The sequence below is a fragment of the Enterobacter sp. JBIWA003 genome (genome assembly GCF_019968825.1).
Taxonomy (GTDB): domain Bacteria; phylum Pseudomonadota; class Gammaproteobacteria; order Enterobacterales; family Enterobacteriaceae; genus Enterobacter; species Enterobacter quasiroggenkampii.
Window position 1 is genome coordinate 4,204,755 of record NZ_CP074170.1, and the last position, 16,897, is coordinate 4,221,651.

General features: G+C 48.2%; 9 protein-coding genes, 1 tRNA gene and 6 pseudogenes. 5 read left to right on the top strand and 11 right to left on the bottom strand.

The genetic code is table 11. The features are described 5' to 3' along the window. Positions 1–32: 32 nt before the first annotated feature. Positions 33–2,168 (bottom strand): ornithine decarboxylase, encoded by a 2,136-nt coding sequence (locus KGP25_RS20315; RefSeq protein ID WP_223539547.1) that lies wholly within the window; start codon positions 2,166–2,168, stop codon positions 33–35. Between the two features lie 181 nt (positions 2,169–2,349). Here KGP25_RS20315 and KGP25_RS20320 point away from each other — a divergent pair, with 181 nt between their 5' ends. The 3 genes from KGP25_RS20320 to KGP25_RS20330 all read left to right on the top strand — a co-directional run bounded on the left by KGP25_RS20320 (position 2,350) and on the right by KGP25_RS20330 (position 4,681). Beyond that, positions 2,350–3,063 carry a DUF554 domain-containing protein gene (locus KGP25_RS20320; RefSeq protein WP_032653359.1) on the top strand — a complete coding sequence of 238 codons (714 nt, stop codon included), beginning with the start codon at positions 2,350–2,352 and terminating at the stop codon, positions 3,061–3,063. Positions 3,064–3,158: 95 nt separating this feature from the next. After that, a tRNA-Phe gene (locus tag KGP25_RS20325) sits at positions 3,159–3,234 on the top strand. A 193-nt stretch (positions 3,235–3,427) separates the two neighbouring features. Beyond that, on the top strand, positions 3,428–4,681 hold the full coding sequence (locus KGP25_RS20330) for an integrase arm-type DNA-binding domain-containing protein (RefSeq protein ID WP_123060776.1): 1,254 nt from the start codon (positions 3,428–3,430) through the stop codon (positions 4,679–4,681). A gap of 616 nt (positions 4,682–5,297) precedes the next feature. Here KGP25_RS20330 and KGP25_RS20335 read toward each other — a convergent pair. Next, positions 5,298–5,486: pseudogene (locus KGP25_RS20335) on the bottom strand (transposase domain-containing protein); the annotation flags it as partial. A 55-nt stretch (positions 5,487–5,541) separates the two neighbouring features. Here KGP25_RS20335 and KGP25_RS20340 point away from each other — a divergent pair. Beyond that, complete coding sequence (locus KGP25_RS20340) at positions 5,542–6,657, top strand: IS110 family transposase (protein WP_223539548.1); 1,116 nt, start codon at positions 5,542–5,544, stop codon at positions 6,655–6,657. Positions 6,658–6,933: 276 nt separating this feature from the next. Here the strand turns inward: KGP25_RS20340 and KGP25_RS20345 are convergent. The 6 genes and pseudogenes from KGP25_RS20345 to tnpA all read right to left on the bottom strand — a co-directional run. Continuing rightward, a pseudogene (locus tag KGP25_RS20345) lies at positions 6,934–7,536 on the bottom strand (IS66 family transposase); the annotation flags it as partial. Between the two features lie 91 nt (positions 7,537–7,627). Beyond that, the gene (locus KGP25_RS20350; protein ID WP_223539549.1) at positions 7,628–8,488 is read right to left on the bottom strand and encodes a reverse transcriptase domain-containing protein; all 861 of its coding nucleotides are present in this window, start codon (positions 8,486–8,488) and stop codon (positions 7,628–7,630) included. A 39-nt stretch (positions 8,489–8,527) separates the two neighbouring features. Then, complete coding sequence (locus tag KGP25_RS20355) at positions 8,528–8,863, bottom strand: hypothetical protein (RefSeq protein WP_223539550.1); 336 nt, start codon at positions 8,861–8,863, stop codon at positions 8,528–8,530. Between the two features lie 530 nt (positions 8,864–9,393). After that, positions 9,394–10,158: pseudogene (locus tag KGP25_RS20360) on the bottom strand (transposase); the annotation flags it as partial. A gap of 19 nt (positions 10,159–10,177) precedes the next feature. Continuing rightward, complete coding sequence (gene tnpB / locus KGP25_RS20365) at positions 10,178–10,525, bottom strand: IS66 family insertion sequence element accessory protein TnpB (RefSeq protein WP_123060778.1); 348 nt, start codon at positions 10,523–10,525, stop codon at positions 10,178–10,180. Beyond that, positions 10,522–11,195 (bottom strand): annotated as a pseudogene (gene tnpA, locus KGP25_RS20370) (IS66-like element accessory protein TnpA). Before tnpA ends, tnpB begins: the two are co-directional and overlap by 4 nt. Before the next feature lie 66 nt (positions 11,196–11,261). Between tnpA and KGP25_RS20375 the strand changes: the two are divergent. After that, positions 11,262–12,607 (top strand): IS3 family transposase gene (locus KGP25_RS20375; RefSeq protein ID WP_123060779.1). Its coding sequence is split into 2 segments (ribosomal slippage): positions 11,262–11,744 and positions 11,747–12,607, totalling 1,344 coding nucleotides; the frame shifts between segments, so codons are not numbered across the junction. A 508-nt stretch (positions 12,608–13,115) separates the two neighbouring features. On the opposite strand, the pseudogene KGP25_RS20385 reads toward KGP25_RS20375, so the two are convergent. The 3 genes and pseudogenes from KGP25_RS20385 to KGP25_RS20395 form a co-directional block, all read right to left on the bottom strand. Next, a pseudogene (locus KGP25_RS20385) lies at positions 13,116–13,311 on the bottom strand (IS1-like element transposase); the annotation flags it as partial. A gap of 986 nt (positions 13,312–14,297) precedes the next feature. After that, positions 14,298–14,936, bottom strand: a complete 639-nt coding sequence (locus tag KGP25_RS20390) for a helix-turn-helix domain-containing protein (RefSeq protein ID WP_143345522.1) — start codon at positions 14,934–14,936, stop codon at positions 14,298–14,300. A 269-nt stretch (positions 14,937–15,205) separates the two neighbouring features. Continuing rightward, a pseudogene (locus tag KGP25_RS20395) lies at positions 15,206–16,046 on the bottom strand (IS5 family transposase). Positions 16,047–16,897: the final 851 nt, after the last annotated feature.

Below are 16,897 nucleotides of genomic sequence, written 5' to 3' on the forward strand. Positions count from 1 at the left end.
CCCCTTTGGGGAGAGGGTTAGGGTGAGGGGGTCTACTTCAACACATACCCATACAGCCGCTTAATCCCGTCGGCATCCTTCTCGCTGTAAACGCCCTGCAGCTCCGGCGAGAAGCCCGGCAGCAGGTTGATGCCCTCCTCCAGCGCCAGGAAGTAACGCTGTACCGCCCCGCCCCAGACTTCACCCGGGACCACGCACAGTACGCCCGGCGGATAGGGCAGCGCACCTTCGGCCGCAATTCGCCCTTCGGCATCCCGTATGCGAACCAGCTCCACGTCTCCGCGAATATACGCCTGATTGGCATCCTGCGGGTTCATCACCACCTCAGGCAGGCTCTCCTTGCGGAACATCGCCTTCTGCAAATCCTTCACGTCAAAGCTGACGTAGAGATCGTGCATCTCCTGGCACAGCTGGCGAAGGGTGTAATCCCGGTAGCGCACCGGGTATTTCTGGAAGATCGTCGGCAGCACGTCCGCCAGCGGCGTATCGTCTTCAATATGCTGTTCAAACTGCCCCAGCATCGCCACCAGCTGCGCCAGCTTCTCGCTGCTTTCAGCAGGCGTCAGCAGGAACAGAATCGAGTTAAGGTCGCATTTCTCCGGCACGATGCCGTTTTCACGCAGGTAGTGCGCCAGAATCGTCGCCGGGATCCCGAAATCGGTGTACTCCCCCGTCTCGGCATCGATGCCCGGCGTGGTCAGCAGCAGCTTGCACGGGTCGACAAAGTACTGCTCGCTCGCATAGCCCTCAAACCCGTGCCAGTTGGCCCCCGGCTCGAAGCTGAAGAAGCGCAGCTCGCTGGCAATGGCGTGCGTCGGATGATCCTGCCACGGCCGCCCCGCCACCACCGGTGGGATAAACGGTTTAATCATATGGCAGTTGGCGATGATCGCCTTGCGCGCCTCAATGCCCAGCTCGACGCACTCCGCCCACAGCCTGCGTCCGCTCTCCCCTTCATGTATTTTCGCGTTGACATCCAGTGCCGCAAATAGCGGGTAAAACGGGCTGGTGGAGGCATGCAGCATAAAGGCGTTGTTCAGCCGCTTGTGCGGGCAGAAACGCGCCTGACCACGAATGTGGTTATCCTTTTTATGGATCTGCGAGGTTTGCGAGAATCCGGCCTGTTGTTTGTGCACCGACTGGGTCACGAAAATCCCAGGATCGTTCTCGTTCAGCTCCAGCAACAGCGGGGATGTTTCCGCCATCATCGGAATAAATTGCTCGTAGCCCACCCAGGCGGAGTCAAAGAGGATGTAGTCGCACAGATGGCCGATCTTGTCGATCACCTGACGGGCGTTGTAGATCGTCCCGTCGTAGGTGCCTAGCTGAATGATCGCCAGGCGGAACGGACGCGCCTCGTCGGCTTTCTCCGGCGCCGTCTCGCGGATCAGATCCCGCAGATACGCGTCATCAAAGCAGTGGTCGTCAATCCCGCCAATAAAGCCAAACGGGTTACGTGCGGCCTCCAGATAAACCGGCGTGGCACCCGCCTGGATCAGCGCCCCGTGGTGGTTAGATTTATGGTTGTTGCGGTCGAACAGCACCAGATCGCCGCGGGTGAGCAGCGCGTTGGTCACCACCTTGTTGGCCGCCGACGTCCCGTTCAGCACGAAGTAGGTTTTATCCGCGTTGAACACTTTCGCCGCGAATTTTTGCGCATGCTTGGCGGACCCTTCGTGGATCAGCAGATCCCCCAGCTTCACGTCGGCATTGCACATGTCGGCTCGAAATACGTTCTCACCGAAGAAATCATAGAACTGCCGCCCTGCCGGGTGTTTTTTGAAAAAGGCGCCGTGCTGGTGTCCTGGACAGGCGAAAGTGCTGTTACCCATCTCCACATACTGACTCAGGGTGTCGAAAAACGGTGGCAGCAGGTTCTCTTCGTAACGGCTGGCAGCAGTTTCCAGTTCCAGAAACTCCTGATCTTTACCCAAGATGACCGCGGTGGCGCCGTCAGGCACCTCCGTTGGTTCCTGAGAGAAAATAAACACCGGTAAATGAAAGCCCGTGCGTTTCAGCAATGCAAGGATGCCACTGCGACTCTCTGTCGTCGTCATGACGACGGCTGCCACATCGGTGAAATCCGTGCTGTCCAACGTCACCTTTTCGCGGTGCGTAGACACAGTTGAGAGCAGCTCGCGGCTGACGGCGATTTTCATGGTTTTCATAAGCGCAATTACCCTCACCGAACGGTGAGACAGGGAGGAGAAAATTCGCGCAATAATGTCACCTTTTATTTTGAGGTGCAAGAAGGAATCAGTATGCACGAAACCACCCAAAGCTAAGGCCCGCGCAGCGCTGACGTGCCATAATAATGCAATATCAATGATTAAATAACAGGAGTTAACTTTGGTTATCGGGCCATTTATCAACGCAGGAGCCGTATTGCTGGGCGGCGTACTCGGCGCAGTGCTAAGCCAGCGGCTGCCGGAGCGTATTCGCACCTCCATGCCCTCAATATTCGGCCTGGCATCGTTAGGGATCGGTATTCTGTTGGTGGTCAAATGCGCCAACCTGCCGGTGATGGTGTTGGCCACCCTGCTCGGCGCGCTGATTGGCGAATTTTGCTATCTGGAAAAAGGCATTAACAGCGCGGTGAGCAAAGCCAAAAACCTGATAGCCCGACCGGGCAAGGCGAAACACGGCACGCACGAGACGTTTATTCAGAACTATGTCGCCATCATTATTCTGTTTTGCGCCAGCGGCACCGGGATTTTCGGTTCGATGCAGGAAGGGATGACGGGCGACCCGAGCATTTTGATCGCAAAAGCGTTTCTTGATTTCTTCACCGCCACTATTTTTGCCACCACGCTCGGCATTGCCGTGGCGGCGATTTGCGTCCCGATGCTGCTGATCCAGCTGGCACTGGCTACCTGCGCCACGTTAATTCTCCCGCTCACTACGCCGGCGATGATGGCAGACTTTACCGCCGTCGGCGGCCTGCTGCTGCTGGCTACCGGGCTGCGCATCTGTGGGATCAAGATGTTTGCCGTGGTGAACATGCTGCCCGCACTGCTGCTCGCCATGCCGCTCTCCGCGCTCTGGACGCACTTTTTCGCTTAAGGATGCGGCGAAATGGTGAGAGATTGCGCAGTCCGTAACGAAAACAACATTTTTCGTTGACGCCACCGGGCAGATCGGGTTTAATGCGCCCCGTTGCCCGGATAGCTCAGTCGGTAGAGCAGGGGATTGAAAATCCCCGTGTCCTTGGTTCGATTCCGAGTCCGGGCACCAAATTCATATCAACGGACCTCCACGGAGGTCCGTTTTTGCATTCTAAGCCCGCCAAAACCAACTCCTCTTCAATCCCTTAACTCCACAACTCAATCAACTTCAACCCGCATCAAGTCCCTTGCGAGGGTACAACTGAGGGTATAGTCTGATTCGATAAGATTTATACCCCTTTTACTATCAGGAGATACCCCCAATGGCGCTAACTGACGCTAAGATCCGTGCAGCTAAACCGGATGAAAAACCTTATAAACTTGCCGACAGCGGCAACATGTTTTTGCTCGTTCACCCTAACGGCTCGCGCTACTGGCGGCTCCGCTATCGGTATCTGGGCAAAGAAAAAACACTCGCTCTGGGTGTCTATCCTGAAGTCTCGTTATCAGAAGCAAGGGAAAAACGCGATGTAGCGAGGAAGCTGATAGCAGAAGGAACCGACCCGTGCGAACAGAAACGGATCAAAAAGTCTGTACCTGAAACAGCTCTGACATTCGAAGGAATCGCAAGACAGTGGCATAAGAGCAACAAAAAATGGTCAGCTTCACATAGTGAGAAAATACTGAAAAGCCTAGAAAATCATGTATTTCCCTTTATTGGCTCACGTGACATTACCACCCTCAGAACTCCCGATTTACTTGTTCCAGTAAAGGCTGCCGAAGCCAAAGAGATCTATGAGATTGCAGCGCGCCTTCAGCAGCGTATCACTGCAATCATGCGTTATGCTGCCCAGTCAGGTATTATCACCTATAACCCTGCCGTGGATATGGCTGGTGCTTTAACGACGGTGAAACGCCAGCACCGCCCTGCCCTCGCCTTAAATCGCATTTCAGAGCTTCTTGAACGACTGGATGCATACAGAGGACAACCTCTCACCCGGCTAACAACTAAACTCACCCTGCTTATCTTCATCCGTTCCAGTGAACTACGCTTTGCCAGGTGGTCCGAGATCGACTTCAGGAAAGCCATGTGGGAAATTCCTCCTGAGCGGAAACCTATTGAAGGGGTCAAGTATTCCTATCGTGGCTCAAAAATGCAAACAGAACATCTTGTGCCACTCTCTACTCAGGCGTTGAATATACTGCAGCAGATCCACACCATCAGTGGAGATCATGAACTGATTTTCACCGGCAATCACAATCCATGGAAACCCATGAGTGAGAACACGGTGAATAACGCACTGCGACTGATGGGCTACGATACAAAGGTCGAGGTCTGTGGTCACGGTTTCCGGGCAATGGCCTGTAGTTCGTTGATTGAGTCAGGGTTATGGTCCAGGGATGCTGTTGAACGCCAGATGAGTCATCAGGAACGTAATGGCGTGCGTGCAGCTTATATCCATAAAGCGGAGTTTCTGGATGAGCGCAGGTTGATGCTGCAGTGGTGGGGGGATTTTCTGGATGCAAACAGTGAAAAACCGGTCTCACCTTTCGATTACGCCAGACAACAATTATAATCTATTCTCCCGACAAAAATGCCGGGAGAATATTTCCTTATTTTTTTCTCTGTATACCTTTCTTCACCGAGGGCTGGGGAATCATTAACACCTGCTCCTGTGCTGAAATATTTTACGCAGGGAAAATGGACTACCTATACTACCCAGGTTGAAACCTGTCACAGCGATTAACAATAAAATAGACACAAAATAACGGGATATCACTATCATTTTTTAACGGATGAAGAAATTAATGCACTAGCAATAAAACGAATGATTTCCATATCGTTGGCGGAGAGCTGGAGATCCCCGTGCTGCTGAGTGAAATCTCACCACCTGAACACGTCGATTTTTTCTGGAACGAATGAAATCTGCATTAAGCGAAACATGTTCCGGTTTACTGAATTCTCCAATACCGAGCGTATTCTACGCCTCATCAGGAACCATGCCGATACCGACGCCGGTAGTTTCACCTAACAGTCCACCTTTCTGGCAAACGATTTTCAGTCTCAGCACCATACAAAAAATGCCAGTATGGGGTATTCTTTCTTTTTTGAGCTTCACACCCTCAACGATGAAAAACTGTTTGCTCTCATTAAATGTAAGCGTACAGCAGGAGCCGTATTAACGAAGAGGGTTATTCCGCTGGCAGCGTGACGCGCCACGGTAGCAGCTCGCTGACCCGGTTGACCGACCAGTCAGATATGATGTTGAGCACATGACGGAGATAGCTCTCTGGATCCACGCCGTTCAGCTTGCATGTACCGATCAGGCTGTACAGTAGCGCTCCGCGCTCACCACCGTGGTCAGAGCCGAAGAACAGGAAGATGGTATGACCTTTATATAATCACTTTAGCATCGGTGCATTATTGGAGGTCATCATGTTACAAAATTCCCCTTCGATTTATGTTGGTCTGGATGTGCATAAAGAATCACTGGCTATCGCGATAGCCAGTCCTGAGCGCGGTGGAGAAATCCGCTTTTATGGTAACATCCCAAATCAACAGCAAAGCATTAATCACTTATTTTTAAAGATAAAAAAGCAATACTCATACATTATGGCTTGTTATGAAGCGGGTCCCTGTGGATACAATATTTATCACCAGCTAACAGCTATGGACGTTGAGTGTATTGTTGTAGCGCCATCACGGATCCCAAAATCACCCACAGACCGCATCAAAAACGATCACCGTGACGCAGTTGGTCTGGCAAGATTATTACGTGCCGGTGAATTAACCCCAGTCTGGATCCCTGACCTGACGCACGAAGCAATGCGTGATCTGGTTCGGGCCAGGGCTGCTTCAAAGCAAGATAGCCGCATTGCCAGGCAGCGAATACAGAGCATATTGCTGCGTAATGACCGGAGATATGACAAGAAGCCGTGGAGTTACAAACATCGGATCTGGCTGGCCAACCAGACTTTTCCTCTACCATCGCAACAGATTGCATTTCAGCACTATTGTCAGAGCCTCGAACAAATAGAAAGCCGAATAATACAACTGGATCAAGAGATTGATCGGCTGTTACCCGAATGGTCGTTATACAATCTAGTCTGCCAGCTTCAGGCGCTAAAAGGCGTGGGTAAAACGATTGCAATCTCACTTGTGTCAGAACTTGGCGATTTCTCTCGTTTCCCTAATCCAAAACAAATCATGGCCTATATAGGGTTAATTCCGGGGGAATATTCCAGTGGTAACAAAACTCGTTCCCGGGGCATAACAAAAACCGGTAACAGTGAACTACGAAGGCTATTGTACGAAGCTGCGTGGGCATATCGTTCTCCGGCAAAAGTTGGAAGCTGGCTCATTACCTACCGACCAACTGAAACCACACAGGAATCAAAAGACATTGCCTGGAAAGCTCAACAGCGGTTATGTGCCCGCTACAAAGCGCTCTTACAGAGAGGTAAACGGTCACAAATTGCTGTTACAGCGGTCGCCAGGGAACTGACAGGATTCATGTGGTATATTGCCCTGGCGGCTCGACAATCAGGGTAACAGTACAGCGTTAAACCCTGAAGTGCCGGGCACGGAATGAGTGATCCTCGTCAAGAACGTAGGTCGGAAGGCAACAATCCGATACCAGCAGGTAGAAAGAGGCAAGCTCACTACGAAAACCTTCGTGGGGCAACTAATCCCCGAATAAGAGTCTGTTCAATTCAGGATACAGCTCGGTCACTTCAGGTTCTCTGACGCCTGCGACTGTTTTAAAGCACAGAAAAATCAGGCTGTGCAGGACAAGTACGGCCGAAATTCTTGACAAAGGTCATAAGAGTTTTTGCGACCCAGGCTGACCATCCGCAGCGCATTTTCAGCGATGTTGTTATCAGCTTCGACGCAGCCGTCTTCCGCATAGTACTTCAGTGCCGGCCACTGGTCCAGAGCGTACGTGAACGCCTTCGCCAGCTCTGAGTGCCTCGACAACGTTTTCATCTTTTCACGCAGCCAGCTTTCCAGTGATTTCAGTCGCGGTTTCGCTTTCTGCTGACGTTCGCCAAGGCGCTGCTCTGCTGGCATTCCCCGTATTTCAGCCTCGATGGCATACAGTTCGCCTATACGTTTCAGGGCTTCCTCCGTCAGCTCTGATGGCGTGCGAACGTGCACATCATGGATCTTGCGGCGGGCGTGAGCCCAGCAGGCAGCTTCTGTTATCTGTCCATTGCGGTACAGTTCGTTGAACCCGGCATACGCATCTGCCTGCAGCACGCCGCTGAAGCCAGCAAGATGGCTCTGCGGGTGGAGTCCTTTTCTGTCCGGGCTATAGGCGAACCACACGGCTGCCGGCATGGTCGAACCAGCGTTGCGATCGTCACGAACATAGACCCACAGCCGACCGGTACGGGTTTTACCATTACCGGGCTCCAGTACATTCACCGGCGGTCGAGTAGACCAGAGGGATCCTCCCCCTCTGGCCGCTCACAGAACCGTACGTGAAGCTCTCAGCTCATACGGCTCCTGTTATTCAACTCTATCTGATCATGAACTTCCAGTGTACAAACAGTGTCTTATTACGCTGTCTGATCCGCTCCAGTACTTCACTGGCGCGACTTTGATGCCACCGATATTGCTTATAACGGCACCGGACCCACTTTACCAACCGCCAGTCCAGTATTCGCCATAACCTGTTCATTTCACTTGGATAAAACTTCCCATAATAATTGATCCATCCACGCAGCTGCGAGTTGATTCTTTCCGCAATTTCTTCTGCCGACAGGCTTGTCAGCCGCTGAATATTCCATTTACGGAATGTCCGGACGATGGCTTTCTGGGCCTTATTGCTTATTGCCGGTAGAAATCCGGTGAACAGACCACCTGCAATCTTCCTTGCTGCACGGCGGCGGAAGGTAAACCCAAGAAAATCGAATGAATAGTGACCATCGCTTTTGCGTCTGGCCAGTGGGTGACAGTTCACGATCCGGGTTTTCTCCGGATGTAGCTCTAACCCGCAGTCTTTCATTCGTTCCCTGAGCTGGCTGAGAAGCAAACGCGCTTCCCATCGGCTCCGACAGTGAATGACGCTGTCATCGGCATACCTTTCCCATGCATTATTTGGGTAGTGTTTCTCCAGCCATTTATCCTGGGTGTAATGCAGAAAAAGATTTGCCAGCAGTGGACTGATTACGCCACCCTGCGGGGTACCCTTTTCTGGTGAATGACGATGCCCGTCCGGGAAAATGATCTCAGCTTTCAGCCATCGCACAATGCAGAGTCTGACCCATGGGGCAGGATGCAAATGATCCACAGCCTTCAACAGCAGAGCATGATCAAGATTATCAAAGAAACCTTTGATATCCAGATCAATCACCCATTCGTATTTCCAGCAGTTCACTTTTGCCTGTGCAACGGCATCATGCGCAGATTTTCCCGGTCAATAGCCAAATGAAGAATCGCTGAACAACAGGTCCCACTGCGGTTCCAGTATCATCTTGACGGCCATCTGTGCTACACGATCGCTGACAGTGGGGATCCCCAATGGACGAGTTTTCCCGTCTGACTTAGGAATTTCCACACGCTTCACCGGCGGCGGCATATAACAGCCAGAGCTTAACCGATTCCAGATCTTGTAAAGATTCCGGGACAGATTATGCTCAAACGCTTCAATTGTCATTCCATCCACACCAGCTGATCCTTTGTTGGCTTTGACAGCCAGCCAGGCTCTCCAGATAATGGTTTTATCGATCAGATAAGGTTTTGCTTTGTTCAAATTAATCATCCTGTCAGCAGTTGTTGCTTTAAACAAAGCTGAATAACGTTCCCCCTTCGCTCCAGCACCGTTACAGCGCCTTCGTCACTACTACGGGGAACTCCGTCCCTGTACGCCACATCGGTACTCTTTCTGCGCGGTGTTTTGCCACAGTTTCTCCCTTAGCATCGGCGTGTCAGGTTCACACGTTCCGTATCTGAGCCTGAGAAGAGATCATGCCACCTCAATGCCGGTTGCCGGATGGTCAGTAAACAGGTTTCCACCATCCTTATCCCGGGGTAACGACAAGAACCCGGTTTTGACAACGCTTACACGTAACGACACTTGTCCAGTGGTTCACTCGCGTTCATCTTCTCTGCTCCTACCTGACGGCTTCTTGCCGCCTTTTCCCCAGCGCTTCCTGCTGTGGCTCTTTACCACAACAGTCTGAGGTGGTTTGTATCCTCCTCCTGTAAGGCGAATACGGAAGGCCATCTTCCATCTCAGACACAGCATGGACGGAGCCTTCCCGGTTCCGTCCTTCGTGTCACACTGTCGTCGGCATGTACTTTACCCGGCATCAGCACATAGTGGTTATGTTCTTCATACAACGGACGAAGCTGCTCTCCTATAACATCAACCCAGCGTCCCATCGTATTGCGGCTCAGCTCCACGCCCTGGCGGCTGTAGATTTCAGCCTGACGATACAGGGGAAGATGTTCAGCGAACTTTGCCATGATGATGCGGGCCAGCAGGCCCGGGCTGGCGTAACTACGCTCGATGGGTTTCGGCGGCAGCGGTGCCTGCACGATACAGTCGCACCGGCTGCAGGCCAGTTTTGGCCGCACCGTTTCGATAACCCTGAAGGCTGTGTTGATGATATCCAGCTGTTCGGAGATACTTTCGCCCAAAGGTTTCAGTTTACCACTGCAGACGGGGCATTCGTTTTCTGGTGGGTAGATAAACTGCCTGTCGCGGGGGAGTGCTGCCGGAAGCGAATTACGGACAGATGAGTCTGATGCTTTCGGCGTATTATCTCCGGCCATTGAGGTGAGCTGCGACTGCGCTTCGCCAAGCCTGTTCTGGAGTTCGGTTATGCGCTTTTCAGCCTGCACGATCTTCTTTTCTATCTTCTCGCGGTTTTTCTCGCTACTGCGGCCGAACAGCATTCTCTGCAGTTTAGCGACCAGCGCTCTGAGTGAGTCGATCTCGCGGGCATAGCCAGTTATTTCATCGGACAAGCGAACGATAACCGCCTGTTGTGCGACCAGCAGGGCCTTCAGTTGCTCGATGTCATCGGGGAGTGAACTGTTCATGCCCCTGTTTTATCATGGGTTATATCCGTATGCCAGGCCGTTCCGTTCGTTTTGGATGCTGCCACGCGATCCCCTCCAGCAGCATGGACAACTGGGCGGGCGTCAGATGCACTTTCCCTTCACGAGTCACCGGCCACACGAAGCGGTCCCGCTCGAGGCGTTTGGTGAACAGGCATAGCACGTCACGATCGGCCCACAGGATTTTCACCATTTTGCCGCTGCGACCACGGAACACGAAGATATGCCCGGAGAACGGATCATCTTTCAGCGTGTTCTGCACCTTCGAGGCCAGACCGTTGAAGCCGCAACGCATATCTGTGACGCCCGCGATGATCCAGATTCTGGTGCCAGTCGGCAACGTTATCATCGGACACCACCTTTCATTTCGCGGATTAGCGCCCGAAGAAGCTCCGGGGTCACCGGGTCAAACAACTTTACAACGCCTGATTTAAGATGCAGCTCGCACCGTGGCGCGTTTCCGGGCTCATCTCCAGGAGAATCATCAGGTTTGTTTCGCCAGAAGGGATTCGTCACTGCCCTGATCGGCTCTGGCGTATCAGTCAGCGCCACCGGCACAGGCTGGCATTCCTGTATGTCATCATCGCTCAGTAAGCCGTCCTCGTACTGGTTTTTCCATTTAAACAGCAGGTTATCATTTATATCGTGCTCTCTGGCGATCCGGGCAACGACAGCACCTGGTCGTAATGCCTGCTTCACCAGGCTGACTTTAAATTCACGGCTGTAACTGGCACGCCTGTCTTTGCGCCATTTTCCTTCGTTAATTTCAGGACGAGTGGATTCATTTTTCGGTTGGCATAAAGGATGGCATCAAGCTGAGAGAATGAAATTGAGTCAGGAAACGGCCATGCGAAACCGGATGCAATAAATGTCTGAAAAAGCGTATGTATTGTCGAGTGACTGAGGCCAAGACGCTGGGCGATGATCCTGATGCTTAACTTGTCTTCAAATCTTAATCGCAGAGCATCGGGTAGATAAGAACGGAAGCAGGGAATATCTTTTGTTTTCCGGGAATTCATCGTTCGTGTCCATCAATATTGTAGTGCGCCCCAAAAGTTAGACACCAGATCAAAAACTGAGGGCGCATGGCAAAATTTTCATTGGAATTCAAAAAGGAAGTGTCAGAGAAGTATCTGGAAGATGAGTTGAGTCTGAAATCTGTAGCCAGGATGTACGACATAAGCCCTTGCACGGTAAGAAAATGGGCTTATGCCTACCGGGAGCATGGGATCGGTGTGCTTACGGGTAAAAAGGGACGCTACTCTGCTGATTTCAAACTTATGGTAGTAAAAGAAGTTGTGGATGATGGCTTCTCTGTTCGTGAAACTGCGGTAAAACATGGGATACCAGCCTTTGGTACTGTATGTACCTGGCTTGAAAAATATAGAAAACATGGCGAGGATGCTTTCACCCGAAAAAATCAAAAGATCATCCCAGTGCCAGATAAAAGCATCACGCCAGTCCCACCACAGCCAGCATTAACCGATGTTGAGCGAGAGGAACTTGAACAACTCAGGGTCGAGAATGCCTACTTAAAAAAGCTGAAGGCCTTGGTTCAGCAGAAAACATGCTCAGCGCCCAGGAAAAAGTGAGCATTGTAAGTGAACTAAGGCAGGAATGGCCATTGTCCCGATTGTTAATCGTTGCTGGGCTGCCCCGGAGTACATTTTACTATCATGTAAAACGTCTTGCGGCTCCGGACCGATACCAGTCTGCCAGAGCGCTTGTGCTGAAAATTTATCACCAGCACAAAGGTCGCTATGGTTACAGACGCATCAGGCTGGCATGTCGTAACGAGGGGGTTTTACTTAATGGCAAAACCGTTAGAAAACTCATGAAGGAACTGGGTATTAGCAGCCTGATTCGCGTCAAAAAGTACCGTTCATATAAAGGAGAACAAGGACGAATTTGCGATAATCTCCTGAAACGCCAGTTTGACGCAGAACGCCCCAACGAGAAGTGGGTCACAGATGTCACTGAGTTTAAAGTGAATGGCAAAAAGCTGTATTTGTCGCCCATCATGGATCTTTATAATGGCGAAATCATTGCTTATAACCTCGCTAACCGCCCTCTACCTTCAATGGTGCAGACTATGCTCACGGATGCGCTGAAACAGTTGCCGAAAGACGAACACCCAATATTGCACAGCGATCAAGGCTGGCAATATCAGATGTCACGCTGGCAACGATGGTTAAAAGATAGTGGCATCGCCCAGAGTATGTCTCGTCGGGGAAATTGCCTTGATAATGCAGTGATAGAGAGTTTTTTTGGAACATTGAAATCAGAATGTTATTACCTCAATGAATATAAAAATGTGGATGACTTAAAGCGAGACATTATCGATTACATTGATTATTATAACCAATTGAGGATAAAGGAAAAACTTGGCGGTCTTAGTCCGGTACAATATCGATTGAGTCAGGCTGCATAAGTTGTCCAAGATCTGGGGCGCAGATCAATATAGATGGACGCGATTGTTGCCAGACAGGACAGTTTTCACAAGACGTCGTAGATGGTGCGCTTACTCAATTAGTAGAAAATGTATTTTCCTATGTATGCTCCGATGACTTATTCATTTAACTTAATAGAGCGGAAAAACTATTGATTTTTAGGAGCAGTCGATTGTTCTGGTTTGCAGCATCATGCTGTTTTGCTGAATACGCTGCGCTGTAATTTCTCCGACTAGATGCTTATACTTCGGTACTTCTCTGGTATAACACCTCGAGTCATCGCTGGTTATGATGCCCCCCTTAAAAGATTACCCAAGGCCAATAGTTAACGAAAGGTTACATAATTTCATAAGCAAAATATGCAGGCCAGAATGCAACTATTTTCCATGTCGTACGCGTCCCAAACCTGTGCGGTAGGGATTTTCCACTAAAAAATCTCAATTTCTCATAGGGTTAGCAGATAAGTGCGAGATCAGTATGGGCATTGCAGATTACGGTGGTGATGTCGACTTTCAGTATCTTAGCGGTATCGCGATCCCCAGAACCGTTGAAGGTTATTTCAGTGTACTGCTCTTTCCCCCGGCCTTTGAGCTTTGTAGGAGTAAATGAGTTAAAATACGCGATGACAGTTACGGCAGCGAAAACAGTCGTTTCTTTTTGGGTTCTGCCAATGTCGATAAATCACAGAGGTTTTACAACGGGGACAAAGACATTAAGGCTGACGATGAGTAAACCTCAAAGCGATCATTATATAAGACATTAAACTAATTATAGGAATCACCCACACAAACATCACGCATAATAACCTACACCCCGCGAACATATTTAGCAATCTGCTTCAAAAAATCAGTTGAGAAACACGACAAGTCATCAAAACGCGTATAAGAAAACACCAGGTGATATACAATACGTTAATTAAGTTCAACAACACACAACTATGCAAGAAACCATCACAACTCACCTTTTATTTAAAATGAAATGATTTAATGTTGGCAATATTATAATCAACTGATGAAAATTCCCTAACCCTAACTTAGAAAGAAGAGACGTTCTAAAATTAGAAATATCTTTAACACTTTTCCCTCGAAAGAATGATTGTTTTACTCCTGAAAGATACAAGACATACATTATATTCATTTTTGTAAGATTGAGCAATATCCCACGATTATTTAATGCACATGATTTAACAGATATTGCATTGTGTAGATTATATATGTTTTTAACCACAATGACATTTGGAAATATCATACAAAAGAAACGCTTATATTTATAAAGTCGTTTCGATAAATATAGTATTATATCTAATTTACTCTGCTTCCTATTTACCTCTTTGTAAATACCATTTACATCAGAAAAATCCATGATGCAAACATGTAAAGTACTTTTATTTTCTACCAAACCTAAATCAATTAGTGCAGAACGAAGAAAAATACACGAACATATTATATTCATATAGATATAAGCGGATATGTTATAGGTTATTTTATGTAATAGAGGTTCTTATCTGCATCAATAAGAAGTTCTTCTTCTCTGTCGTGCAAAAGATTAATGTAACAATTTCTTTCAGTTGCTGGTACAACCTTTATAATATAGTCATGCAATCGCTCAAGCTTTAATAAATCATCGCACGATTTTATCTTTAACTTAATGTCATCGAACATATATACCTCTTTAATATCTTTCAGGAAGCTTAGACAAATGAATGAGCTTACCCCTTTTTGTTTTAATATATCCGCCTTCATTAAGCGCAGCAATAATCTTACTCAAAGAGCTCCTTGAAATATTAACTTGTGAAAGTACAAAATCAAACAATGATATTCCCTCCCTTTCATTAGGTGGTAATCCCCATAGGATCTCAAGTTGAGCTTTAACAATTTCGTACTTTGTTCTCCTGTTAACTGAATTTTCTCTAAAAGTTAAAAGCTGATTTGAGTAAGAAAGTATTTCACAGATATGCTTCCATAACCCAAGTCGGTCAGCCACTTTTATAAAACTGCTGTTAGGAATGAGGGAATATATGCTATCCACATTAAAATATATAGTATATTCTTCATTTGAAAAAAGCTCAGCCAAACCAATAACAAATGGAGATTTGTATTTTAAAATAATCAAACCGTCAGTTCTGGCGATAGAAACACTACCTGAATGAATGAATACAACATCTTTTATCAGAAAGTAACTCCTCCCTTTAGCATGTCTCATTTTAAACAAATCACTATACCCATCAAATAACATTGATATGGCTGATGATGGTAAATCCAAAATTGAGCCTTCATCGCGTACTGCTCTTTCCTCTGTTTTAATTTCCATATAACTCCATGCTTAAACTAATAATTACATTAAGAAACTTACAAAAGTAAATTAAATTTACGGGTTATAATTATCAATAGGCATATCTTCCTATCATTCTATGTGTATGTGAGATTTCCTGTGGTTAAAGTTACGGTTCATTTTCCTTGCATGCCATAACCGCGAATAGTGGACACGGAGTGAGCACAACGACTTCTGGACGGTATTGATATGCAGTATCAGAACAGCAATATGAAGCGATGTACTAATGCATTTCTGCCGGATAAAGCTTACTCCGGGTATATGTTACGGAAGATACTTAGAGCCTCTCTCAATAGGACTTTATTCCAGACGATAAGACCACAGGCAAAATGCAACATGGCCTCGTAATTTTCTGTCTTCTTTTCCCATCGGGTCAGGACACCGCGAAAACGATTCATCCAGCTATAAGTTCTTTCGACAACCCAGCGATGGGCTTTGAAGTCCTTGTTTTTACTGGCATATGACTCTTCTTTACGGGACTGGATATGCGGTTCGTAGCGGCGGCCCTGTAGATATGTTTTCAGCCAGCCAGCATCGTAACCTTTGTCCAGGCAGAGTCTGAGTTTTTGCCCCGGACGACCCGCCTGAAGCGCATCGAGCGTATCCGCAACCAGGTTCATGTCGTGCGTGTTCGCTGCTGCGACAACCAGAGACAGAGGAAACCCGCTGGCGTCCGTCAGAAGCCCGCGCTTTACGCCTTGTTTCCCTCTCTCAGTGGGGTTGCGGCATGTTTTTTGTTCCTGACAGCGGCGATTTGGTCATACAGCCGTCCATTGACAGCCAGGACCAGTCAATGCTGTCCAGATGCCCGCAGGCAAGCAAACCGTTCTGCCAGAAGCGCTCGAAGACTCCGGCATCGCGCCATCACTTAAAGCGCCGGCGTGCAGAACTCGATGAACATATCCCGGTGGCGTTCAGGGCGTTCCACTGGCAACCGGTCCTGAGAACGAAGAATATGGCGTCCATGGCAGCACGGTTATCAACGCGTTTACGGTGCGTACCGAGTGGATGGCAGGTTTTGTGCTCAGGGATAAGCGGTGCCATTATTTTCCCGAGCTCATCGCTGATCTGCCATTTGCCGCCCGTCATATTTTCGCCTTCAGAAATTATCAGTTACGACATCTGACAATCTCTTCTGGGATAGGTTCTTATAAGCATAGGGATAAAGCTATTATCCCTCGAAAATAAAATGAGAAAATGGCATCATATATTCGTTCACAATTAGAGCGTGAAGCATACCGCAATCGCAATGTTTATGAATGTAGAATTATTCTCCTGAAAAATTATCGCCACATGATACGACAAAAGGCAAGAAATTATCTGGCTATGGAGATACTAGGTTGCATCAGACTATTTTACAGAAAATTATGCGATTCAGGAATACTTACTTAGTGAGTAAACTATCAACCATTATTGACTCATAATGAGACCAACCACAATCAGCAATAAACTTCGTGGCAAATACCTTCCTGAATAAAGTAACGAAGCATTAAGACTTGTGGAAAAATTCGGAGTTATTGCGCCCATGAACTTAACCTTTACGCAACCCAGGTCTATGCCCTGTGGGGTAAACTGCATCACTAAATAAAGTCCGCTGAAAGTAAGGCTTGGCTGGCAAGGGAAATTTCCATGTAGATCTGATTGTACTATCTAAAAATCTGTTGAACGAATGAATGGTATTTAAGATAGATTTTCCAGGCGTCGTAACGTTTGCGGCCACATGAAGCGTCCGTATCAGTCTGAGCTTGGCAAAAACTTGTTTTGATAAAAATATATTCTCCATAAAATCAAAACCTTCTATCGAACTCTATGGAAATACAATCTATTCATACCTAGAAATGTACATCCCTCACCACTATACTCTACTAATTAACGTAGCAAAAGTATAGAATACCTTAACTTTCTCAAAAGATATTTAACCCAAGACAATTCACAATCAA